This window comes from Micromonospora sp. URMC 105, from assembly GCF_051386295.1.
In the GTDB taxonomy this organism is placed as follows: Bacteria; Actinomycetota; Actinomycetes; order Mycobacteriales; family Micromonosporaceae; genus Micromonospora.
In genome coordinates this window covers 26,022-46,722 of sequence record NZ_JBPQTL010000042.1, presented here as the reverse complement: position 1 = coordinate 46,722, position 20,701 = coordinate 26,022, and the positions used below count along the sequence as shown (strand labels likewise).

Sequence of the window (20,701 nt, the reverse complement as noted above, 5' to 3'; positions counted from 1 at the left end):
CCGGGACGCCCTGATCGAGTTCATCCGCCCCCGGCACAAGGTCCTGCTGATGACCACCCGGTCCGACGGCCGGCCGCCAGGCGCGGCCGTTGGCGTAGATCACCCGGAAACCGAGGTACGACGCGAGCGGCGCCCAGTGGGCCGAGCCCATCCGCAGCTCGGCGGCATTGTGCCGCTGGCCGTTGGCGAGCACGTCGAGCAGCACGGTCTCGAAGGCGGCCGACTCGACCCAGTCGACGTCCCGGGTGAAGCCGCAGATCAGGGCCGCTCCGGTGACGTCGAGGAACTCGCGCAGCGCGGCGTCGGAGGCGCGCAGCACCGAACAGCTGCCGAAGTAGAGCCGCCGCCCCTCGCACCGCCCGGCCATCCGCTGCGCCACGTCGGTCAGCTCGACGGAGTCCCAGTCGGTGAGGCAGAGCCGGCTCGGCTCGCCGTGCATGGCGAAGAAGCCCACCCGGTAGTCGGCGTACTGCTTGAGCAGCCAGCGGTCGAGGAAGTAGAAGAGCTCGTCGCGGGTGGCGGCGTCCTTGTGGATGAAGCGGATCCGGCCGAGCCGTTCCAGCAGTTCCAGGGTGGGCAGCACGGAGCCGCGCTCGTTGAGGTCCCGGTGCCACTGCCCCTCGACGCAGAAGACGCCACCGCGTGCCACGTCCACCTCCCCCGTCACACCGCCGCGCCTGACGTTACCGGGCCTCGGCCGGGCAGCGACATCACCCGGAGTGTGGCGCCCTGGGCCTCTCTGTCACCTTCCTCACCGGCCGGGATGTCCGTCGTGCCCCCGCGCCGCGTGCGCCGGACTGAACGTTTCGCCATTCTTCGCAATTCACAGGCAATCCCCAGGAACGCTCATCGTGAGGACAATTCTCGTTAAGCACCGCAAACCGGCATCTCAGCTGCCAAGGTGAACAGCGCGGGACGTTCCGACTGATGTCCCGATCCTCACCTCATTCGCTCTCCTACCGGGAGGACTCTGTGCGCGTGAACACCTTGAAGCGAGCTGCCGTCGCGTTCGCCCTGGCACTGCCGGGTGCCGCGATCGCCGCGGTGGTCGCGGCCCCAGCGGCTCACGCCGACGGCTGTTACACCTGGCAGCGAACCCTCCAGCAGGGGCGCTCCGGCGACGACGTGCGGCAGTTGCAGATCCGCGTCGCCGGTTGGGCCGGCGCCGGCGGGATCGTCCGCGTCGACGGCCGCTACGGACCGGAGACCACCGCCGCGGTCAAGCGGTTCCAGACGGCGTACGGGCTGCGTAGTGACGGCATCGCCGGGCCGCAGACCTTCAGCAAGCTCTACCAGTTGCAGGACAACGACTGCACCCCGGCGCACTTCAGCTTCGCGGAGCTGGACGACGGCTGCGGTCGCGGCGGATGGAGCGGAGGCCCGCTGTCGGCGAACCAGACGAAGGCCAACGCGCTGCGGACCATGTGGAAGCTGGAGGCGCTACGCCGGGGGCTGGGCGATCAGCCGATCAACGTCACCAGCGGCTTCCGCAGCACCACCTGCAACGACCGGGTCGGCGGCGCGGCGGACAGCCAGCACCTCTATGCCAACGCCGCCGACCTGACCGCCCGGACCAGGTCGCTGTGCGAGCTCGCCCGGGCCGCCCGCAACCACGGGTTCAGCGGGATCCTCGGCCCCGGGTACCCCAACCACGACAGCCACGTGCACGTGGACTCGCGGCGGGAGAACAACAGCGACCGGACGACGAACCGGACCAGCTGGTCCGCCCCGGACTGCGGGGTGCGCAGCGGCGGCTGAGCCGAGGCCGGACAGCCGTTCGCCGGCCGGCCCGGGGTGGGGAACCCCCCGGACCGGCCGGCGTCGTGGCGTCCGGGCGACGCCGGCGGTCGTACCTCCGCTCAGCTCGCCCGGGGCCAGCGCGGCGCGGTGGCGGGGGGTGCCACCGGCCGGCCGGGCGCGCCGGGCCGGGCGACGGGCCGAACCCCCGGTGCGGCGACCCGGCCGGTCTGGCCGCGCGTCGGATGGCCGGCAACCGGCCGGTCGGTCGGCATGCGGCCCGGATGCACGGGGGCCGGCCGGTCGGTTCGAGCGCTGGCGGAACTGGTGAACGGGAACGGGAACGGTACGTGCACGAACGGGTTCCCGTGCCGGATCAGGGCCTCGATCTGGCGCTCGTTGAGCCCGTGCGTCTCCAGCACCCGCCGGCCCCAGCGGTGCAGGCGGCACGGGTACGACGCGCCGTCATTGCGGCACAGCGGTCCGTTGGGCCACTCCTCGGCGGCGTGCACCACCACCGCCCGGACCGCGAGCCGGACGTCCTCCGGTGTCAGCGGTGCCGGTACCGGCACCTCGCCCAGGATCTGATCGATGGGATCCGTCGACTGCTCACCAACTCGCACGGTAGGCCTCCCGCAGCTCGGCAGCGATTGCGGCTGAATCGCCGCAGCGCATCCTCGGCCAGTGGTACGGCCCGAACCGGACGAAAGTTCAATCCCGCCAGGCGGTGAGGAGGTCCTCCGCCGACAGGGCCCGTACGCCCGGCACCGCCGTGCCGCCGCGGGACACCACGAGCGGCTCGACGTGTTCGTCGGCACCGGGCATCCGGGTCCGGTGCGCGAGGAGCCGCCCCAGGTCGTGGGCGTCGAAGGGCCGGTTCTCCAGCCATTTGACGGAGCCGACGAAGGTGATCCGGCGAGCCACCGGCCCCCGATCGGCACCGACCAGATCGATCTCCGGGTCATTGGTACGGGTCCAGTAGCCGCCGACCGCCGCAGTGCCCTCGGGCAGGCGTTCGGCGGAAAGTCGGCGCAGCGACTCCCGGATCACCGGCTCGATCGCGCGCCCCCGCCACGACGTCCACGACGTCCTGATCCGCTCCAGGGTCAGGTCGCCCCGGCCGCGCTCGATCTCCGGCAGGTGGGGACCGAGGAACGACAGCCAGAAGCGGAGGTACGGGTCGGCGACGGTGTAGCGCGTCTCCCGGGAGGGCCGGGTGGAGAGCGGCACCGACACGTCGACGATGCGTTTGTCGGTCAGCAGGCGCAGCGCCCGGTTGAGCGACGCCTGGGGCAAATCACCCGCGGCCCGGGCGATGAGGGAGAAGGTCCGCTCACCCGAGCCGATGGCCCGCAGCACCAGGCCGGCCTGCGACTGCGTCGGAAACTCGGCGGCCAGCGCCCGCTCCGCGCTGACCAGCAGCGCCGACGTCGGATCGGTGACCGCGTCGGCGAGGTAGTCGCTCAACGAGGCACCACCGGGCCATTCGTCGAGGATCAGCGGCAGCCCACCGGAGACCAGGTACGCGTCGAAGGCCTCGGCCGGAGCGAGGTCGAGCATGTCGCGGACGTCGGCCGGGCTCAGCGGTGGAATCACCATCTCGGTCGCCCGCTGGTGAAACGGTCGTCCGTAGTCGTTCAGGGCCTCCATCATCGCCAGGTCGGAGCCGACGCAGACAAGCAGCACGGGACGATGGGAGAGCTCCCGGTCGAAGACCTTCTGCAGGGTGCCCTCGAACCCGGGATCCGTGGCGATCAGGTAGGGCATCTCGTCGAGGACGACAACACTCGGGCGGTCGGTCGGCAGCGCGGCGGCGAGCAAGGTGAGCGCGGCGTCCCAGGTGGTCGGCCGCTGGGCCGTGAAGAGGTGGGCACCGGGCAGTGAGGAGTCGGCGGCGGCCGCCACGAACAGGGCGAGGTCCGCGGCGACAGTGGGCTGGGCGGAGGCGGTGAAGAACAGGTGCGGCACCTCGGCGCGCTCGATGAACTCCTCCACCAGCCGCGACTTGCCCACCCGGCGCCGCCCGCGCATCAGCAGCGCGCGGCCCGGCCGGCCCGCCCGACCCCCTCGACGAACCTTGCCGAGCATCCCGTCGAGCACGGTCAACTCGCGCGTACGTCCAACGAAACCGTCCATGCACTCAGCCCCGATACTCTCATCGGTGATACAACCAGAAATGATTGTATCCGTTGACCAAGGATGGTGGTCAAACCAGGCCCGCGTCGTGCACCAGCAGCGCCACCTGCACCCGGTTGTTCAGCCCCAGCTTGGTCAGCAGCCGCGACACGTACGCCTTGACCGTCGCCACGCTCATGAACAGCTCGGCGGATATCTCGGCGTTCGTCCGGCCCCGGCCCAGGGCGACGGCCACCTCCCGCTCCCGCTCGGTGAGCCCGTCGAGCAGCCGCCGGGCCCGCTGCGCACGCGGATCGGGACCGGCCGCCCCGGCGGCGGTCACGTGGGTGATCAGCTTGCGGGTGACCGTCGGGGAGAGCGTCGCCTCACCGGCCGCCACCCGGCGCACCGCCTGGACGATCTCGGCGGGCGGGGTGTCCTTGAGCAGGAAGCCCCCCGCCCCGGCGCGCAGCGCCCGCAGCACCTGATCGTCGGCATCGAAGGTGGTCAGCACCAGCACCTCCGGCGGCCGGGGCAGCGCCCGCAGCGCCTCGGTCGCCGCCAGCCCGTCCACCCGGGGCATCCGGATGTCCATCAGCACCACGTCGGGCGCGTACGCCTCGACCGCCGCCGGCACCTCGGCGCCGTCGGCGGCCTCGCCGACCACCCGTACGTCCGGCACCCCGCCCAGGATCATCGACAGCCCGGCCCGGACCAGCGCGTCGTCGTCGACGATCAGCACCCGGACCGGTGCCGCCTCCCCGCCGGTCACGCCGGCCACGGCAGCCAGGCGGCGAGCCGGAAGTCGCCCGCCGGGTCCCGCCCGTGTTCCAGCCGGCCACCGGCGAGCCCGACCCGCTCGGCGATGCCCACCAGCCCCGTGCCCGCCCCCGGGATGGACGGCGCGGCGGGCTCCCCCACCGGCCACGGGTTGCGGATCTCGACGGTGAGGCCCTCACCGGGCCGGCCGGCCAGGCCGACCCGGACCACCGCACCCGGGGCGTGTTTGCGGGCATTGGTCAGCCCCTCCTGCACGATCCGGTACGCACTGCGCCCGACCGCGGCGGGCACCGACGCCGCGTCGGTGACCAGGTCCTCGGTGCTCACCCGAACGCCGGCCGCCCGGCACTCGGCGATCAGCGCCGGCACGTCGGCGAGGGTCGGCTGAGGGCGTTCCGGCGTCTCCGGCTCCGCCTCGCCGGTCTCCGCCCGCAGCACCCCGATCACCTCGCGCAGGTCCTGCAGCGCGGCGTGCGCGCTGGCCCGGATCACCCCGGCCGCCCGGGCCACCTCCTCCGGCGGCGCGTCCGGCCGGAACTCCAGCGCCCCGGCGTGCAGGCTGAGCAGGGAGATCCGGTGGGCCAGCACGTCGTGCATCTCCCGGGCGATGCGGGTGCGTTCCAGCTGCCGGGCCTGGGCCACGCGCAGTTGCTGCTCGGCCTCGGCCCGGTGCGCCCGCTCCCGCAACGAGGTCACCAGCTGGCGGCGGGCCCGGACGAACATCCCCCAGGCCAGCACCCCGCCGAGGAACGACGTCGTCCAGATCAGCGCCGCCCAGAACGGCAGAGCCGGGTCGGGCCGGACGTTGATGTAGACGGGCGTCACCAGCAGGTGCGCGCCGACCAGCGTGGCCGCCACCGGGAACGGCCGGTGCACGGCGACCGTGAACAGGATGATCAGCAGGGCCGCCGACGCGGTGACGGCGAAGATCGCCAGCGGCAGGCTGGCCACGGCCAGCGCCACCGGCCAGCGCCGGCGTAGCCAGAGGGCCGCCGTGGTGAGCAGGCCCACCACCAGGTCGACCTCGTTGAGCCAGGACGGCCCGGCGTTGAGCGCGAACTCCGGGGCCGGCCCGACCGAGTCCGCGAAGGCCAGCAGCGCCCAGGCCAGCGCGAGCAGGAAGGCGAGCCCGTCGACCAGCCAGTCGCGCGTCGTGCGGCGGGCCACCGGGGTCGCGGGAGACAGGGCCCCCGGCAACAGCCAGGGAAGTTCGGGTACGGCGGCACTGCTCACCCGCCAATGCTAGGTAGCCGTCCGGCGTCGGCGACAGCTACCAAAGTCGACGACCGCCGTGGCCACAGGTGTACCGGGCTCTCGACCACCGGCCGCAGCGCGACGCCGGGTGGCCCCGACAGGCTCGACGGCATGATCACGGTCGAACACCTCACCAAGCGGTACGGTCCGCACGCCGTCGTGGACGACGTGTCGTTCCACTGCGAGCCGGGGACGGTCACCGGCTTCCTCGGCCCGAACGGCGCCGGCAAGTCCACCACCATGCGGATGATCTGCGGGCTGACCCCGCCGACGTCCGGCGGGGCCACCGTCGCCGGACGCCCCTACCGCCAGCTGGCCAACCCCGGGCGGGAGATCGGCGTCCTGCTCGACGCCTCCGCCCAGCACGCGGGGCGCACCGGCCGGGAGGCGCTCACCCTGGCCGCCCGGACCATGGGCGTCGACCGGCGGCAGGTCGCCGCCAAGCTCGACCTCGTCGGGCTGAACGCGGTGGCGGCGAAGCGGCGGGTCGGGGCGTACTCGCTGGGGATGCGGCAGCGGCTCGGCCTGGCGCTGGCGCTGCTGGGTGACCCCCGGGTGCTGATCCTGGACGAGCCGGCCAACGGCCTCGACCCGGAAGGGATCTTCTGGATGCGCGGCCTGCTGCGCGACTTCGCCGACCGGGGCGGCACCGTGCTGCTCTCCTCGCACCTGCTGCGCGAGGTGGAGGCGGTCGCCGACCGCCTGGTGGTGATCGGCGCCGGCCGGGTGGTCGCGCAGGGCGGCAAGGACGACCTGCTGGCCGGGACCGGCACCCTGGTCCGCGCCCGGGACCCGCGGGCGCTGCGACTGACCCTGGACCGGGCCGGCCTGCCCTCCGACGCGGGCGCCGACGGCGGGCTCCTGGTGCGGGCCGAGGCCGAGGCGGTGGGGCAGGCCGCCGCGGACGCCGGCCTCGTCCTGACCGAGCTGCGGCCCGCCGGCAGCGGCGGCCTGGAACAACTCTTCCTCACCCTCACCGCCGGCACGTCGACGAAGGAAGCCGTGAAATGACCGCCACCACCGCACCCAGCACCACCGCACCCGCCGGCCCCGCCCGTCCGGCGCCGCCCGGACCGTCGCTGGTCCGGCTGACCGAGGTGGAGCTGCGCAAGCTCGCCGACACCCGCGCCGGCCGCTGGCTGCTGGTCACCATCGGGCTGATCGCCGCCGCCATCGTCACCGTGCAGCTCTTCGTCCTCGACGAGGCCGCGCAGACGTTCACCGCGTTCTTCAGCGCGTCTCTGCTGCCCGTCGGGCTGCTGCTGCCGGTGCTGGGCATCCTGTCGATCACCGCCGAGTGGTCGCAGCGCACCGCGCTGACCACCTTCGCGCTGGTGCCGCGCCGGGAACGGGTGGTGGTCGCGAAGCTCGCCGCGGTGGTGCTGGCCGCGCTGGCGTCGGTGGCGGTCAGCCTGGCGGTGGCCACCGTCGGCACGCTGGCCGCCCGGGCCACCGGCGGGGCGGGCAGCTGGATCTTCGACTGGTCCCAGCTGGGGCACGCGGCCGTACTCCAGGTCACCAGCGCGCTGATGGGCGTCGCCTTCGGCCTGCTGCTGCTCAACACCCCGCTGGCGATCGTGACCTATCTGCTGCTGCCCACCGTGTGGAGCATCCTCGCCATGATGGTCGCGGCGCTGCGCGGACCGGCCCGCTGGCTGGACACCTCGGTGACCATGGAGCCGCTGTTCGGCCCCGAGGTGACCGCCGGGCAGTGGGGACGGCTCGCGGTGTCCCTGCTGGTCTGGATGGTCGCACCGCTCGCCGTCGGCCTGGTCCGCACGCTGCGGAGCGAGGTGGCGTGAGCGTGCGAGCCGAGGAGCGGGCCTCCGTCGTCGACGGCGGCGTCGGGGAGCTGGTGCTGATGTGGGGCGGGTTCCCACTGCTCGGCGCGGGGCTGGGCGCGGCGCTGACCGCCGTGTCCGGCTGGCTCGCCGACCTGCCGTGGGTGCCGTTCCAGGGCTGGTTCGAGCTGCTCGCCGGGCTGCCCGAGCAGCAGGCCCTGGCCGGCGGTACGGCGCTGCCGGCGCTGGCCGGGTTGGTCGTCGCGTACCTCGGCACCCGGGAACGGCTCAGCGTGACGGTCGACCGGATCGGGGTGCGGCTGTACCGCGACGGGCACGGCCGGGACATCGCCCGGGCCTCGGTCGCCTGCGTCTTCGTCGACGGCAAGGCGCTGGTGCTGCTCGACTCCGACGACGCGGAGCTGGCCCGGGAGAAGTCGGACCTGAGCCGGGAGCGGCTGCGCACGGCGTTCACCACGCACGGCTGGCCGTGGACGGAGACCGACCCGCACCGCGACGCGTACCGGCGGTGGGTGGAGGGGCTGCCGGGGTTGCCGGCCGGCGCGGACGCGCTGCTGCGCGCCCGGCAGCGGGCCGTCGACGCCCGGCGCGGGGACGACGCCCGCGACCTGCGCCGGGAACTGGCCCGGCTCGGGGTGGTGGTGCGCGACGAGGAGGGACGGCAGTACTGGCGGCTGGTCCGGCTTCCGCTTCACCCGGAGGAAAGCGGTGACGGCCGGTAGCGTGGCTGACGAGGAGCCCTGACGGCCGGGAGCGTGGCCCATGACCGAGCAGCAGCCGTACCGGGTGGTGGCCCGGCACCCCGGCTTCGAGCTGCGCCGGTACCCGGCCCACCTGGTCGCCGAACTGCGCGTCGACGGCTCGTTCCTCGAGGCGGGCAACGCGGGGTTCCGGCCGCTGGCGGCGTACATCGACGGGGCCAACCGGTCCCGGCGGAAGGTCGGCATGACCGCCCCGGTGGTGCAGGAGTCGGCCGGCTCCGAGCAGATCGCGCGGACCGCGCCGGTGGTGCAGGAGGAGGGCGAGGAGCTCGGCTGCTGGATGGTGCGCTTCGTGCTGCCGGCCACGCTCACCGCCGCCACCGCGCCCGAACCGGAGGACCCCCGGATCACCGTTCGGGAGGTCCCCGCGCAGCTCGCCGCCGCCGTCCGCTTCTCCGGGCGGTGGAGTGAGAAGGCGTTCGACCAACGGGGCACGGCGCTGGGCCGGGCGGTGACCGCGGCGGGCCTGAGCCCCACCGGCGCGATCCGGTACGCCCGCTTCGACCCGCCGTGGAAGCCGTGGTTCCTGCGCCGCAACGAAGTCGTACTCCCGGTCGCCGAGTGACCGGGGCCCGGGTCGCGTCGTTGGGGCGTACGTCCCCCGACGGGACTCGACACTGACGGTGAAGGGGACGACGATGACCTCCGCAGGCAACGGCACCGGGATCTTCCGCCGCAAGCCGGTCGAGGAGATCAGCGAAGAGGCCGAACACCAGCTGTCCCGATCGCTGGGGCTGTGGCAGCTCACCGCGATCGGGGTCGGCGGCATCATCGGCGCCGGCATCTTCGCCCTGGCCGGGGCGGTCGCCAACGAGACCGCCGGCCCGGCCGTGCTGGTGTCGTTCCTGATCGCCGGCCTGGCCAGCGCGGCGGCCGCGCTGTCGTACGCCGAGTTCGCCGGCATGATCCCGAAGGCCGGCTCGGCCTACACCTACGGCTACGTGGTGCTCGGCGAGGCGGTGGGCTGGTTCATCGGCTGGGACCTGCTGCTGGAGTACACCGCGATCGTGGCGGTGGTGGCGATCGGCATCTCCGGCTACTTCGGCTTCCTCGTCGGCGAGCTGGGCGTGCAACTGCCGGCCTGGATGCTCGGCGCGCCGGGCACCGGCGACGGCCACGTCGTCGACCTGTTCGCCGTGGTGCTCTGCCTGCTGATCGCGTACCTGCTCACGCTGGGCATCAAGACGGCGGCCCGCTTCGAGACGTTCGTGGTCGGCCTGAAGGTCGCCGTGGTGGTGCTGGTCATCGTGGTCGGCTTCTTCCACGTCAAGACGGCCAACTACTCGCCGTTCTTCCCGTTCGGCCTCAGCGGGGCGTTCACCGGCGCCGCCACCGTCTTCTTCGCCGTCTTCGGGTACGACGCGATGAGCACCGCCGCCGAGGAGTCCCGGGACGCCCGCCGGCACATGCCCAAGGCGATCATCTACTCGCTGGCCATCTCGATGGTGCTGTACGTGCTGGCCACGCTGGTGCTCACCGGCATGCAGAACTACCGGGACATCGACCCGGAGAGCGGCTTCTCCTCGGCGTTCGCCTCGGTGGGCCTCTCCGGCCTGGCCAGCGTGATCGCGGTCGGGGCCATCATCGGCATCCTGACCGTGATGTTCACCTTCATGCTCGGGGTGACCCGGGTGTGGTTCTCGATGAGCCGGGACGGGCTGCTGCCGGCCTGGTTCGCCAAGGTGCACCCGGTGCGCCGGGTGCCGATCCGGGTCACCTGGATCGTCGGGGTGGGCTCGGCGCTGATCGCGGGCTTCCTGCCGATCCGGGAGGCGGCGGAGCTGACCAACATCGGCATCCTGCTGGCCTTCGTGGTGGTCTGCATCGCGGTGATCGTGCTGCGCTACCGCCGCCCGGACGCGCCGCGCACGTTCCGGCTGCCGGGCATGCCGGTGGTGCCGGCGCTGGGCGCGCTCTTCTCGGTCTGGCTGATCACCTTCCTGTCCCCGACGACCTGGCTGCGGTTCGGGGTCTGGTTCCTGATCGGCGCGGTGGTCTACGCCGTGTACGGCTACCGCCGCTCGGCGCTGGCCCGACGCGGCCCGTCCGGCCCGTCCGGCCCAGGTGGCCCGGGTGGCCCGGGTGGCGCGGGAGGCCCGGGTGGCGCGGGCGGTCCGTCCGGCCGGGGCTGACCCCCGGCCGGGTGCCCGAGGGCGTTGGGCCAGGCCAGCAGCAGCCCCAGCAGCAGGCCGGTGAGCACGCCGGCCGGCGAGAAGAGCAGGTCGGTGCCGGTGGTGCCGACCGCGATGTTGCCCGCCCCGGCGGTCAGCACGGCGCCGACGGGCAGGGCGGCCTGCGCCATCAGCGCCAGCAGGCCCACCGCCGGCAGGCCGAGGAGCGCCGCCGCGGCGGCCATCGCGTGCCGCCGCCACGCCGGACGCCCGCCCGGGCGGTCCCAGGACAGCACCGTCGTACCGGTCAGCAGGACCACGCCGAGGGCGAGGAGCAGCCCCAGCCGGTGACCGGACGGCAGCAGCCGGCCGGCGGCCAGGCCCACCACACCGGCCAGGGCGAGGCCGAGCGCCCAGCGCCGGCGGTTCCCGCCGGGCGCGGGGGCGGCGGCGAGAGCGCAGCCGAGCGACGTGGCGAGCGCCAGCAGCGCGGCGGCCAGGCAGGCCGGGACGAGTTCCGGCTCCCGCTCGGTCGGCGACTCCAACCCGCCGGCCACCACGACGAGCGTCGCGGCGACGGCCGCCGCCATGCCGAGGGCGCGGCGGTGCTGCCAGTGGACGGGCCGGCCGGGCCACCCGTGCCGGCGGACCAGGAACGCGGCAAGCGCCCCGGTGACCGCCCACCCGCCGATCACCAGCAGCACGGTCGCCGCGGCGCCGGTGACGTCGGCCCGGTCCAGCACGAGGTCGGCCGGCACCGCGGCGGCGCCGAGCACCAGCGCGGGCCGGGTCCACCTGCGGTCGCCCCCGCCGGCCAGTACCAGCCCGAGGACGACCAGGGCGACGGCCAGGAAACGGACGTCCCGCGCCCAGTAGGTGTTGGTGCCCGCCAACCGCTCCGACCACGGCCCGATCGGCTCGGTCAGCGGTTGCAGGACGGTCGTGCCGACCGCCCAGAGCACCACGGCGGCGGCCGCGAGGAGCAGGCCGGCGGCGGGGCGTAGGGCGCGCATCCGGGCAACGGTAGCCCTCCGCGATCGTGACCGCCGTCCCGCCTCAGGCCAGGATCACCGCCACCGCCAGCGCCGCGCCGGCCGCGGAGACCCCCACCGAGGTCATCCGCCGCCACCGGGGCGCGCCCGCGACCAGCGGCAGGTCCGGCCAGCGGTACGCGGCCAGCACGACGCCGGACGCCGCCACCGCGGCCCCCAGCAGCCACACCGCGCCGGGGAGCGTCGACCAGTCCCCCAGCCGGTGCGCGAGCCCGAGGTAGAGCAGCGCCCAGGCGACGGAGGCGGCCAGGGTGAGCCGGTCCGGCCCCCGCCGGACGGTCGCCAGCAGGCTGAGCCCGCCGAGGAACGTGAGCACCAGGGCGAGGCCCGGGCCGAGCCAGCGCAGCAGCCCTGCCGGACCGCCCGCCTCGGTGGCCTCGTCCGCCGGGACGCCCAGCAGCCGCAGGCCGATCCGCTCGACCCCCCGGTCGGTGTTGCCGAGCACCACCACGCCCCGGCCGGTGGCCCGTTCGTAGCCCAGATAGGACCGGAAGCCGCCGGTGCCGCCGTTGTGCCAGACGACCTCGCGGTCGCCGTATCGGGTGGTGAACCAGCCGTAGCCGATCCGGTTGCGGTCGTCCTCGGTGAAGCGGGGGGTGGCGGCGTCGGCGCCGGGGGCGGTGCCGGCGAGCATCGCGCCGAGCAGCCGGGCCAGGTCCTCCACGGTGGACCAGGCGCCGCCGGCCGGGGCGTACCCGCTGCTCACCCACGGCTGCGCCGGGCGGCCGCCGGCCCTGGCGCCCTCGGCGTGGGCCGGCGGCAGCGATCCCGGGCCGGCGGGGAACACGGTGTGGGTCATGCCGAGCGGGCGCAGCACCCGGCGGTCGAGCAGTTGCGGGTAGTCGACCCCGGCCCTCGCGGCGAGGGCCTGCCCGAGCAGGGCGAACCCGAAGTTCGAGTAGTGCACCGCCCCGCGCCCGTCGCCGGGCTCCTCGTCGCCGGCCGCCTCGACGACCCGCCCGACGTCCCAGCCGGCGTACGGGTCACCGGCGGTGAGGTTGGCCCAGTACGCCGGAATCAGGTCGGTGACCGGGTCCATCGCCAGCCGGGGCAGGCCGGAGCGGTGGCTGGCCAGCTCGGCGAGGGTGACCTCCCGGGTCGGACCGGTCACCCGGGGCAGCGCGGCGGAGACCGGGTCGTCGGGGCGCACCACCCCGGCGGCGGCCTGGTCGGCGAGGAGCATGCCGGTCAGGGCCTTGGTGATCGAGCCGATCTCGAAGGGGGTGCCGGGCTCGACCGGCGACCCGGCGGGATCACGGTCACCGAGCCCCGCGGTACGCACCCGGCCGCCCTCGACGGTGGCGACGGCGAGGCCACGGAGGCCCTGCGGGTCGTCGACGGCAGCACGGACGGCGGCGGCGAGGTCGGCGTCGCCGATGCTGCGCTCGCAGAGCCGGGGTGCGCGCGGCATCAGCGCGACCCCGACGACGGCGGCGAGCAGCCCCACGACGAGGGCGAGAACAGTCGGCTTGCGCATGGTGCTCCTTCCGTCGGAGGGACCGCCGTCCCGGGTGGACGGTCGGCGACGGTCACGTGCGGGCGGCGGTGAGGATGACCAGCAGCGGCACCACCCGTTCGCCGGGCACCGCGTACCGGCCACGGCCGGAGCTGCGGAGCCAGCCGGCGGCGGTGAGCTGGCGCAGGTGGTGGTGGAGCTGGCCGGTCGTGCCCAGCCCTTCGATCGCGGCCAGCTCGGCGGTGCCGTGCCGGCCGCCGAGGACCTCGCGCAGCAGGCGCAGCCGCACCGGGTGGGCCAGCGCGGTCAGCGCGGCGGCCAGCTCGCTCCAGTCGCTGTCGAGCACCTCGGGCACGACCTGGCCGTACTGCCAGTGGTAGGTCTGCCGGTCGGGCAGGCGCACCACCCCGGTGTAGAGCACCGCGCCGTCGCTCTCCTCGGGCAGGCGCGCCTTGAGGCCGTCGAGGGCCCAGAAGGTGTCGCCCGCCTCGGGCGGGGCGGCCGGCGGCGCCGGAGGCCGCTCGGCGGTGAGCGCGGCGACCTGCGCCTCCAGCGCGCTGAGCCGTTCTTCGATGTCCGCCACGCATCGATACTACGAAGTTACGTACTTACGTGTAACGCCTCCGGCTGGGTCATGCCGCCATCCGCCGACTCCGGGAAGGCAACGCGCGCCCCGGGCAGCCCGCCGCCTAGGCTGGGCGATGCCTGACGTCGACAGGTGAGGAGGCTCCATGGCGGACCTGCAAATCCCGGCCGCCGGGGAGACGCTGTCCGCGTACCCGGATGGCCCGGAGGGCGACCGGCGACGGCCCGCCGGGGAGCCGGCATGATCCGGTACGCGGGGCTGTTGCGCGGCGTCAACGTCGGCAGCACCCGGCTGGCGATGGCCGACCTGCGCCGCCTCGTCGCCGACCTCGGACACTCCGATGTGCAGACCTACCTGCAGTCCGGCAACGTGGTGTTCGGCAGCACCGCCACCGACGCCGACCGGCTGGCCCGGGGCATCCAGCAGGCCCTCGCCGACGAGCTGGGGTTGACCGTGCCGGTGCTGGTGCGCAGCGGCGCGGAACTGGCGGCGGTGGCGGACGCCTGCCCGTACGCCGGGCGGCAGGACGACCCGGCGAAGCTGCTGGTGGCGTTCCTGGCCACGGCGCCGACGAAGGCGAAGGCCGCGGCGCTGAGCGTGCCCGGCGGCGAGAACGTCGAGTTCACGGTGACCGGTCGCGAGGTCCATCTGCATTACCCGGACGGCGGGTACGGCCGGTCGAGGTTCACCAACGCGTACCTGGAGAAGCAGCTCGGGGTGGTGGCCACGACCCGCAACTGGAAGTCGGTGCGGGCCCTGCGGGAGCTGACCGCCTCCTGATCGGAGGGTCCCGGCCGCGCAACGGCCGGAACCTGCTCGTCCGTGCGGCTGATCGACGGATTTACGATCTTGCCTCAGGTCAGCGCGCCTCGATACGCTCCCGCGGCTGATTCACCTGAGAAAGGACCGCAGTGACCGCTCCCGTTACCGTCGGCACCCAGAAGTCCTGGGTCGTCGCCCTGCTGCTCTGCTTCTTCGTCGGTTTCCTCGGCGTGCACCGCTTCTACGTCGGCAAGGTCGGCACCGGCGTCCTCCAGCTGGTCACCTTCGGTGGCCTGGGCATTTGGGTCCTCGTCGACTTCATCATGATCCTGGTCGGCTCCTTCAAGGACAAGCAGGGCCAGCCGCTCGCCAAGTGACCCGGGCGTGCGCCGGCGGGGCCGGGATCCTGGTGATCCCGGCCCCGCCGCGCATCCGTCGTCGGCAGGCTCCGCCACGGCGCGGGCCGGATCGCTGGTGTGGTTGTCGCAGATCACCCGGTCGGGCGGAGTGAGGGAACGGCCCGACCGGGTAGGAGTGGCGGGAGACACCCCTGCGGCGGACGCCGTGGAAGCGCTTCCGGCGCCCGGTCCGGGTGCCCCTGACGATGGGAGAGACAGCCGGATGGCGAACACGATTCCCGACATCCCCCTCAACGACGGCAACACCATCCCGCAGCTCGGCTTCGGGGTCTTCCAGATCGAGCCGAAGGACACCGTCGAGGCCGTGCGCCGGGCGCTGGAGATCGGCTACCGGCACATCGACACCGCCGAGATGTATGGCAACGAGGCCGAGGTCGGCGAGGCTGTCCGCACCTCCGGCCTGGACCGCGACGAGGTCTTCGTGACCAGCAAGCTCAACAACGGCTTCCACCGGCCGGACGACGCCCGCGCGGCGTTCGAGTCGACGCTGTCCGCGCTGAAGATGGAGCGCATCGACCTGTTCCTGATCCACTGGCCGCTGCCCACCCTCTACGACGGCGACTTCGTCTCCACCTGGAAGGTGCTGGAGGAGTTCCGGCGCGAGGGCCGGGCCACGTCGATCGGCGTGTCGAACTTCCAGGTGGCGCACCTGGAGCGGCTCGCCGCAGAGGCGGAGGTGGTGCCCGCGGTCAACCAGATCGAGGTGCACCCGTACTTCGGCAACGAAGAGGTCCGCTCCTACGACCGGCAGCACAACATCCTGACCCAGGCGTGGTCGCCGATCGCGCAGGGCAAGGTCCTCGACGACCCGACTGTGGTCGACGTCGCCGAGCAGGTCGGGCGCACCCCCGCCCAGGTGGTGCTGCGCTGGCACGTGCAGCGCGGCGACATCGTCTTCCCGAAGTCGATCACGCCGCAGCGGATCGAGGAGAACTTCCGGATCTTCGACTTCGAGCTGGACGACACGGCGATGGAGCGGATCAGCGGGCTCGACCAGGGCGAGGCCGGCCGGCAGGGCCCGAACCCGAACGAGTTCGACTACGTCCCGAGCTGACCGGCGTAGGCACCGGAGAAGGACCCCGGTTCGGGGTCCTTCTCCGCCTCAGATGATGAAGTGCGTCCAGTAGGCGAGCCAGACCACGAAGAGCGCGCCCTGCACCAGGCCCAGCGCGGCGCTCAACCAGGCGTCGGCCGTGGCGCTGCGGGCCCAGCGGGCCAGCACCAGGCCGACCGGGAACACAGCGAGCAGGTAGCGCAGCAGGCTCTTGTACACCGGCGGCCCCATCGACAGCGGCGCCAGCACCATCAGCACGGCGTAGACGACGTAGGGCAGCCCGATCCGGCGGATGCCGGCGATCACGATCACCAGCACGGCGACGGCGAACCAGACCCGTACGGCGTCCCGGGTGTCGCCGGTGAGCCCGTTCCAGATCACCGGCAGCGGATTCTGCACCCGGATGGCCCAGCCCTTCTCCTGGGCGTGCTTGTAGGCGAACCAGTCCCCGCCCTTCCACCGGCAGAACGCCATGAAGGTGAGCCAGCCGGCCGGGATGAGCAGCAGCGGCCAGCCGGTCCGGACGTACGTCCAGAGGCTGCGCCGGTCGAGCCGGTAGCGGTGCTTGCGGAGCAGGACCAGGGCGAGCGGGACGGCCACCAGGAACCCCACCGAGCGGCTGAGCCCGAGGAAGTAGCCCAGCACGCCCACCGTCAGCCACCGCCCCCGCTCGGCGTAGTGGAAGGTGGCGAGCGCCAGGCACAGGAACAGCGACTCGGTCAGCGCCGCCTGGAACAGGAACGCGGTCGGCAGCAGCACCAGATAGCGGGTGAACCGGCGCGCCGCGGCGTCGTCGCCGAGCAGTGTCTCGCCCAGCCGCAGGGCGTAGTAGAGCAGCAGCAGGTACGCGACGTTGCTGATCAGCAGCAGCGCCATGGCCGTGTTGCCACCCAGCGGTACCGCCACCATCCGGCCCAGCAGCGGGTAGAGCAGTGGGAAGCCGAAGCCCCCCTTCCACTCGCCGGTGAACGACTGCCCGCTTATGTGGTCGTAGATCAGCGCGTCCCAGGCGAACCACATGGAGATCCACCGGTGCGGTGAGATCGCCGCCTGGTCGAGACGCGTGTTGAGCTCGTCCAGCGGGGGTGCGGCGGGCGCCCCCTCCCAGGCGGTCAGGGCGATCACCCCGACCAGGCTGAGGACGATCTTCGCGGCGAGGAACAGGGCGAGCACGTACCGCCAGCGCTGCGGCACCCGAGCCAGGAGGTCACCCGCGTGACCGAGCAGGCGGTCCCCGCGTGCTCGGAGGCCGGTCGTGGGCGCGCGGGCGTCCGCTGGGGCGTCCCGCGGCCCGTCGCTCATGTGGCGCTTCCTCACCGGTCCGATCCGACCCGCGCCCACCCACGGCGGTCGCGGGACCTGCCGGCCGGTCATCCCCGGCCTGCGGCCGATGACACCTGCCGGTCGGGCCGGGGTCCTGCCGGGGGCCGTCTACGGTTCCCACGGCCCGCCGAACCCGGCATGATCGGAGCTTGCGGCCAGCGGACGTGAGACAGCGCAGGGAACGGGTAACCGCGCCTGTCCGACGGGAACCGAGGGCAGGGAGCGGCGTGAGGATGAACGAGCGTCACGGCACGGTGGTCATCGGCGCGGGCCCGGCGGGGCTGACCGCCGCGTACGAGCTGCTCAGGCACGGTGAGGCCGTGCGGGTCTTCGAGGCCGACGAGGTGGTCGGCGGGATCAGCCGCACCGTCGAGCGGGACGGCTGGCGCTTCGACATCGGCGGGCACCGGTTCTTCACCAAGGTGAGCCGGGTCGAGGACTTCTGGCACGAGATCCTGCCCGACGAGGAGTTCCTGCTCCGGCCCCGGATGAGCCGGATCTTCTACCGGGGGGCGCTCTACGACTACCCGCTCAACGCCGGCAACGCCCTGCGCAACCTCGGCGTACGGGAGGCGGCCCGCTGCATGGGCTCGTACGCGCGGGCCCGGCTGCGTCCCCCGAAGGACCAGTCGCACTTCGAGGGCTGGGTGTCGGCGCGCTTCGGCTGGCGGCTCTACTCGATCTTCTTCAAGACCTACACGGAGAAGGTCTGGGGGATGCCGGCCGACCAGTTGCAGGCCGACTGGGCCGCCCAGCGGATCAAGAACCTGTCGCTGGCCCGGGCGGTGCTCAACGCGGTGCTGCCGCGCCGCAACCGCAAGGACGTAACCAGCCTGATCGAGGAGTTCCAGTACCCGAAGTTCGGCCCCGGCATGATGTGGGAGCGCTGCACGGAGGAGGTGCGCAAGCGCGGCGGCGAGGTCAGCCTCGGCACCTGGGTGCGGGCGGTGCACCGGGAGGGCGGGCGGGCCGTGGCGGTCACCGTCGACGGGCCGGGCGGCGAGCGCCGGGTCCCCGCCGACCACGTCATCTCGTCCATGCCGATCTCGGAACTGGTGGCCGCGGTGCGCCCGGCCGCCCCGCCCGAGGTGCTCGCCTGCGCCGCCGACCTGCGCTACCGCGACTTCCTGACCGTGGCGCTGGTGGTGCCGGAGGAATTCTCCTTCCCGGACAACTGGATCTACGTGCACGACCCGGCCGTGAACGTGGGCCGGATCCAGAACTTCGGCTCCTGGTCGCCGTACCTGGTCAAGGACGGGCGTACCTGCCTGGGGCTGGAGTACTTCGTCTTCGAGGACGACGAGACCTGGCGGACCTCCGACGCCGAGCTCGTCGCGCGGGCCACCGCCGAGCTGGAGCAGCTCGGCCTGGTCCGGCCCGGCGCGGTGGAGAGCGGGTACGTGGTGCGGATGCCGAAGGCCTACCCGGTGTACGACGAGCGCTACCAGCACAACGTCGACACCATCCGGGACTGGCTGGCCCGGGAGCTGCCGAACGTGCACCCCGTCGGGCGTAACGGGATGCACCGCTACAACAACCAGGACCACTCGATGCTGACCGCGATGCTGACCGCCGAGAACATCGCCCACGGCTCCGGCCACGACGTCTGGACGGTCAACGTCGAGCAGGACTACCACGAGCAGAGCAGCAACAAGGGCGACGGCCGGAAGGGCACCGGGCGGGACGCGCCGACCGTGCCGGCCCGCAACGTCGCCGCGACGACCACCGCGCAGCCGGCGGAGCGCCGGCCCACCGGGGTCAACTGAGCGGCGTACCGGCGCCTTGACTTCGAGCGCGCTCGAAGGTTCAGGGTGAGGGCTCCACGTCGTCAGATGGGAGACCCCATGCGGTACCGCACGATCGGCACCAGCCCGTCGACCCGGCGCGAGGTGAGCGTGCTCAGCCTCGGTGCGATGCTCTTCGGCACCGCCACCGACGAGGCCACCTCGTACGCCATCCTCGACCGGTACGTCGAGGCCGGCGGCACCTTCGTCGACACCTCCGACAACTACGCGTTCTGGATGAACGGTGGGCAGGGCGGGGAGAGCGAGGAACTGCTCGGCCGGTGGCGGCGCAGCCGAGGCGTCGGCGACGAGATCGTCGTCGCCACCAAGCTGGGGGCGCGTCCCCTCGCCCCCGGCACCAGCTACACCGACAACGCCGAAGGGCTGTCGGCGAAGGTGATCCGGGAGTCGGCGGAGCGCAGCCGCGAACGCCTCGGCATGGCGAAGCTGGACCTGCTGTACGCGCACATCGAGGACCGCACCGTGCCGCTGGAGGAGACGGTGACGGCCTTCGGCGAGCTGGTCGCCGAGGGCACCGTGGGCCTGCTGGGGGCGAGCAACCACCGGGCGTGGCGGGTGGAGCGGGCCCGCGCGCTGGCCGCCGCCGCCGGCCTGCCCGGGTACGAGGTGCTCCAGTACCACCACACCTACCTGCAGCGCCGTACCGACCTGCCCAGCGAGCTGGACCCGGACGGCGACCCCGGCTCGGTCGGCGGAGACCTGGCCAGCTACCTGCGGGCGGAGCCGGCGCTGACGCTGGTCGCGTACTCGCCGCTGGTGAAGGGCGGCTACACCCGGTCGGACAAGCCGCTGGGCCCGGCGTACGACCTGCCCAGCGCGCCCGGCCGGCTGGCCGCGCTGCGCGAGGTGGCCGCCGAGACGGGCGCGACGGCCAACCAGGTGGTGCTGGCCTGGCTGATGGGCGGCGAGACGCCGTCGATTCCGCTGGTCGGCGCCTCCTCGGTGGCTCAGCTCGACGAGAGCCTCGAAGCGGTGGAGCTGGAGCTGACCGCCGCGCAGCGGGAACGGCTGGACACCGCGCGCTGACCGGTCTCCGTCAGGCCCGCAGGTCGAGCCGCCAGTCGTTGGAGCGCATCAGGTGGCCCGGCGGGTACTCGAACTCGGTCTCGCCGAGCAGGGTGAACCCGGCCTTGCGGCAGACCGCGTTCGAGGCCGGGTGGTCCACCGACGGATAGGCGTGGGCGTACCGGTGGTGGCGCTCGGCGCGGGCCTCGGTCACCACGGCGCGGACCGCCGCGGTGGCCAGGCCCCGCCCCTGGTGCTCGGGGAGGATCGCCCAGCCCATCTCGTAGACCGGCTCGTCGTGCCAGACCCGCTCCCAGTAGCCGACGCTGCCCACCTTCACCCCGTCGGGCAGCGCCACCGTGAACATCCAGCCGCTGCGGGGGCCGGGCCCGCGCAGGTAGCGCTCGTGCCGGGCGAGCACCTGCTCGTCGGTCTCCGGACCGCCGGTGTGGTGCCGGACCTCCGGCGAGTTGAGGCGTTGCAGCAGGTCCAGGTCGCCCTCGTCCCACCGCGCGATGCGCACCTCGGTCATCCGTCTCCCCCGTCCGCTCGTGCGCGCCCATTCAAGCAGTTCCCACCGACGCGCCAGGGCCGGACGACGGATGACTAGCCGCCCACCTGGCGGGTACGCGCACCCCGGCCTGGCCGGCTCTTCAGCGCGTCGGTCCAGCGCCAGCGG

Annotated in this window: 20 protein-coding genes; 11 read left to right on the top strand and 9 right to left on the bottom strand. The window is 73.5% G+C overall.

Annotated elements, in window-relative coordinates; all coding sequences use genetic code 11:
• The coding region (locus tag ACSNN7_RS15875) for a DUF6642 family protein (RefSeq protein WP_436681571.1) at positions 1 to 649 on the bottom strand (649 nt) is incomplete at its 3' end.
• A 323-nt stretch (positions 650 to 972) separates the two neighbouring features.
• Between ACSNN7_RS15875 and ACSNN7_RS15870 the strand changes: the two genes are divergently transcribed.
• Positions 973 to 1,758, top strand: a complete 786-nt coding sequence (locus ACSNN7_RS15870; RefSeq protein ID WP_436681570.1) for a D-Ala-D-Ala carboxypeptidase family metallohydrolase — start codon at positions 973 to 975, stop codon at positions 1,756 to 1,758.
• A 101-nt stretch (positions 1,759 to 1,859) separates the two neighbouring features.
• Here the strand turns inward: ACSNN7_RS15870 and ACSNN7_RS15865 are convergent, their stop codons facing one another.
• The 4 genes from ACSNN7_RS15865 to ACSNN7_RS15850 all read right to left on the bottom strand — a co-directional run bounded on the left by ACSNN7_RS15865 (position 1,860) and on the right by ACSNN7_RS15850 (position 5,865).
• On the bottom strand, positions 1,860 to 2,360 hold the full coding sequence (locus ACSNN7_RS15865) for a hypothetical protein (RefSeq protein ID WP_436681569.1): 501 nt from the start codon (positions 2,358 to 2,360) through the stop codon (positions 1,860 to 1,862).
• An 88-nt stretch (positions 2,361 to 2,448) separates the two neighbouring features.
• Complete coding sequence (locus tag ACSNN7_RS15860; RefSeq protein WP_436681568.1) at positions 2,449 to 3,873, bottom strand: ATP-binding protein; 1,425 nt, start codon at positions 3,871 to 3,873, stop codon at positions 2,449 to 2,451.
• A 70-nt stretch (positions 3,874 to 3,943) separates the two neighbouring features.
• Positions 3,944 to 4,642, bottom strand: coding sequence for a response regulator (locus ACSNN7_RS15855; RefSeq protein WP_436681573.1), 699 nt, complete (start codon positions 4,640 to 4,642; stop codon positions 3,944 to 3,946).
• Positions 4,621 to 5,865: a sensor histidine kinase gene (locus tag ACSNN7_RS15850; protein ID WP_436681567.1), complete on the bottom strand. Its 1,245-nt coding sequence runs from the start codon at positions 5,863 to 5,865 to the stop codon at positions 4,621 to 4,623. The genes ACSNN7_RS15855 and ACSNN7_RS15850 overlap by 22 nt, the downstream gene beginning before the upstream one ends.
• A gap of 132 nt (positions 5,866 to 5,997) precedes the next feature.
• Between ACSNN7_RS15850 and ACSNN7_RS15845 the strand changes: the two genes are divergently transcribed.
• The 5 genes from ACSNN7_RS15845 (at position 5,998) to ACSNN7_RS15825 (ending at position 10,581) form a co-directional block, all read left to right on the top strand.
• On the top strand, positions 5,998 to 6,897 hold the full coding sequence (locus ACSNN7_RS15845; protein WP_436681566.1) for an ABC transporter ATP-binding protein: 900 nt from the start codon (positions 5,998 to 6,000) through the stop codon (positions 6,895 to 6,897).
• On the top strand, positions 6,894 to 7,688 hold the full coding sequence (locus ACSNN7_RS15840; RefSeq protein ID WP_436681565.1) for an ABC transporter permease: 795 nt from the start codon (positions 6,894 to 6,896) through the stop codon (positions 7,686 to 7,688). The genes ACSNN7_RS15845 and ACSNN7_RS15840 overlap by 4 nt, the downstream gene beginning before the upstream one ends.
• On the top strand, positions 7,685 to 8,410 hold the full coding sequence (locus tag ACSNN7_RS15835) for a YqeB family protein (protein ID WP_436681564.1): 726 nt from the start codon (positions 7,685 to 7,687) through the stop codon (positions 8,408 to 8,410). Before ACSNN7_RS15840 ends, ACSNN7_RS15835 begins: the two co-directional genes overlap by 4 nt.
• Before the next feature lie 40 nt (positions 8,411 to 8,450).
• Complete coding sequence (locus tag ACSNN7_RS15830; protein WP_436681563.1) at positions 8,451 to 9,014, top strand: SOUL family heme-binding protein; 564 nt, start codon at positions 8,451 to 8,453, stop codon at positions 9,012 to 9,014.
• Between the two features lie 73 nt (positions 9,015 to 9,087).
• Positions 9,088 to 10,581: an amino acid permease gene (locus ACSNN7_RS15825; protein WP_436681561.1), complete on the top strand. Its 1,494-nt coding sequence runs from the start codon at positions 9,088 to 9,090 to the stop codon at positions 10,579 to 10,581.
• A 1,035-nt stretch (positions 10,582 to 11,616) separates the two neighbouring features.
• On the opposite strand, the gene ACSNN7_RS15820 is transcribed toward ACSNN7_RS15825, so the two are convergent.
• Both ACSNN7_RS15820 and ACSNN7_RS15815 read right to left on the bottom strand, forming a co-directional pair.
• Positions 11,617 to 13,089 carry a serine hydrolase domain-containing protein gene (locus tag ACSNN7_RS15820; protein WP_436681560.1) on the bottom strand — a complete coding sequence of 491 codons (1,473 nt, stop codon included), beginning with the start codon at positions 13,087 to 13,089 and terminating at the stop codon, positions 11,617 to 11,619.
• A gap of 52 nt (positions 13,090 to 13,141) precedes the next feature.
• Complete coding sequence (locus ACSNN7_RS15815; RefSeq protein ID WP_436681558.1) at positions 13,142 to 13,651, bottom strand: ArsR/SmtB family transcription factor; 510 nt, start codon at positions 13,649 to 13,651, stop codon at positions 13,142 to 13,144.
• A gap of 243 nt (positions 13,652 to 13,894) precedes the next feature.
• Here ACSNN7_RS15815 and ACSNN7_RS15810 point away from each other — a divergent pair, with 243 nt between their 5' ends.
• The 3 genes from ACSNN7_RS15810 (at position 13,895) to ACSNN7_RS15800 (ending at position 15,889) form a co-directional block, all read left to right on the top strand.
• On the top strand, positions 13,895 to 14,434 hold the full coding sequence (locus ACSNN7_RS15810; protein WP_436681556.1) for a DUF1697 domain-containing protein: 540 nt from the start codon (positions 13,895 to 13,897) through the stop codon (positions 14,432 to 14,434).
• Between the two features lie 131 nt (positions 14,435 to 14,565).
• A complete protein-coding gene (locus ACSNN7_RS15805) occupies positions 14,566 to 14,793 on the top strand; it encodes a TM2 domain-containing protein (protein ID WP_436681555.1) in 228 nt (75 codons plus the stop codon).
• 244 nt (positions 14,794 to 15,037) lie between these two features.
• Complete coding sequence (locus tag ACSNN7_RS15800) at positions 15,038 to 15,889, top strand: aldo/keto reductase (RefSeq protein ID WP_436681554.1); 852 nt, start codon at positions 15,038 to 15,040, stop codon at positions 15,887 to 15,889.
• A gap of 48 nt (positions 15,890 to 15,937) precedes the next feature.
• Here the strand turns inward: ACSNN7_RS15800 and ACSNN7_RS15795 are convergent, their stop codons facing one another.
• A complete protein-coding gene (locus ACSNN7_RS15795; RefSeq protein WP_436681553.1) occupies positions 15,938 to 17,191 on the bottom strand; it encodes a hypothetical protein in 1,254 nt (417 codons plus the stop codon).
• 254 nt (positions 17,192 to 17,445) lie between these two features.
• On the opposite strand from ACSNN7_RS15795, the gene ACSNN7_RS15790 reads away from it, so the two are divergent.
• Positions 17,446 to 18,978, top strand: a complete 1,533-nt coding sequence (locus ACSNN7_RS15790; RefSeq protein ID WP_436681552.1) for an NAD(P)/FAD-dependent oxidoreductase — start codon at positions 17,446 to 17,448, stop codon at positions 18,976 to 18,978.
• Positions 18,979 to 19,056: 78 nt separating this feature from the next.
• Entirely contained in the window at positions 19,057 to 20,043 is a 987-nt protein-coding gene (locus ACSNN7_RS15785; protein WP_436681551.1) for an aldo/keto reductase, read from the top strand.
• A gap of 10 nt (positions 20,044 to 20,053) precedes the next feature.
• Here the strand turns inward: ACSNN7_RS15785 and ACSNN7_RS15780 are convergent, their stop codons facing one another.
• A complete protein-coding gene (locus ACSNN7_RS15780) occupies positions 20,054 to 20,554 on the bottom strand; it encodes a GNAT family N-acetyltransferase (RefSeq protein WP_436681549.1) in 501 nt (166 codons plus the stop codon).
• Positions 20,555 to 20,701 lie beyond the last annotated feature (147 nt).

Bases quoted from the DNA above. Each gene is read 5' to 3' on its own strand.
- ACSNN7_RS15790 (WP_436681552.1), top strand. From the start codon at position 17,446: ATGAACGAGCGTCACGGCACGGTGGTCATCGGCGCGGGCCCGGCGGGG.
- ACSNN7_RS15810 (WP_436681556.1), top strand. From the start codon at position 13,895: ATGATCCGGTACGCGGGGCTGTTGCGCGGCGTCAACGTCGGCAGCACC.
- ACSNN7_RS15795 (WP_436681553.1), bottom strand. From the start codon at position 17,191: ATGAGCGACGGGCCGCGGGACGCCCCAGCGGACGCCCGCGCGCCCACG.
- ACSNN7_RS15860 (WP_436681568.1), bottom strand. From the start codon at position 3,873: ATGGACGGTTTCGTTGGACGTACGCGCGAGTTGACCGTGCTCGACGGG.
- ACSNN7_RS15780 (WP_436681549.1), bottom strand. From the start codon at position 20,554: ATGACCGAGGTGCGCATCGCGCGGTGGGACGAGGGCGACCTGGACCTG.
- ACSNN7_RS15845 (WP_436681566.1), top strand. From the start codon at position 5,998: ATGATCACGGTCGAACACCTCACCAAGCGGTACGGTCCGCACGCCGTC.
- ACSNN7_RS15830 (WP_436681563.1), top strand. From the start codon at position 8,451: ATGACCGAGCAGCAGCCGTACCGGGTGGTGGCCCGGCACCCCGGCTTC.
- ACSNN7_RS15820 (WP_436681560.1), bottom strand. From the start codon at position 13,089: ATGCGCAAGCCGACTGTTCTCGCCCTCGTCGTGGGGCTGCTCGCCGCC.
- ACSNN7_RS15800 (WP_436681554.1), top strand. From the start codon at position 15,038: ATGGCGAACACGATTCCCGACATCCCCCTCAACGACGGCAACACCATC.
- ACSNN7_RS15825 (WP_436681561.1), top strand. From the start codon at position 9,088: ATGACCTCCGCAGGCAACGGCACCGGGATCTTCCGCCGCAAGCCGGTC.
- ACSNN7_RS15840 (WP_436681565.1), top strand. From the start codon at position 6,894: ATGACCGCCACCACCGCACCCAGCACCACCGCACCCGCCGGCCCCGCC.
- ACSNN7_RS15785 (WP_436681551.1), top strand. From the start codon at position 19,057: ATGCGGTACCGCACGATCGGCACCAGCCCGTCGACCCGGCGCGAGGTG.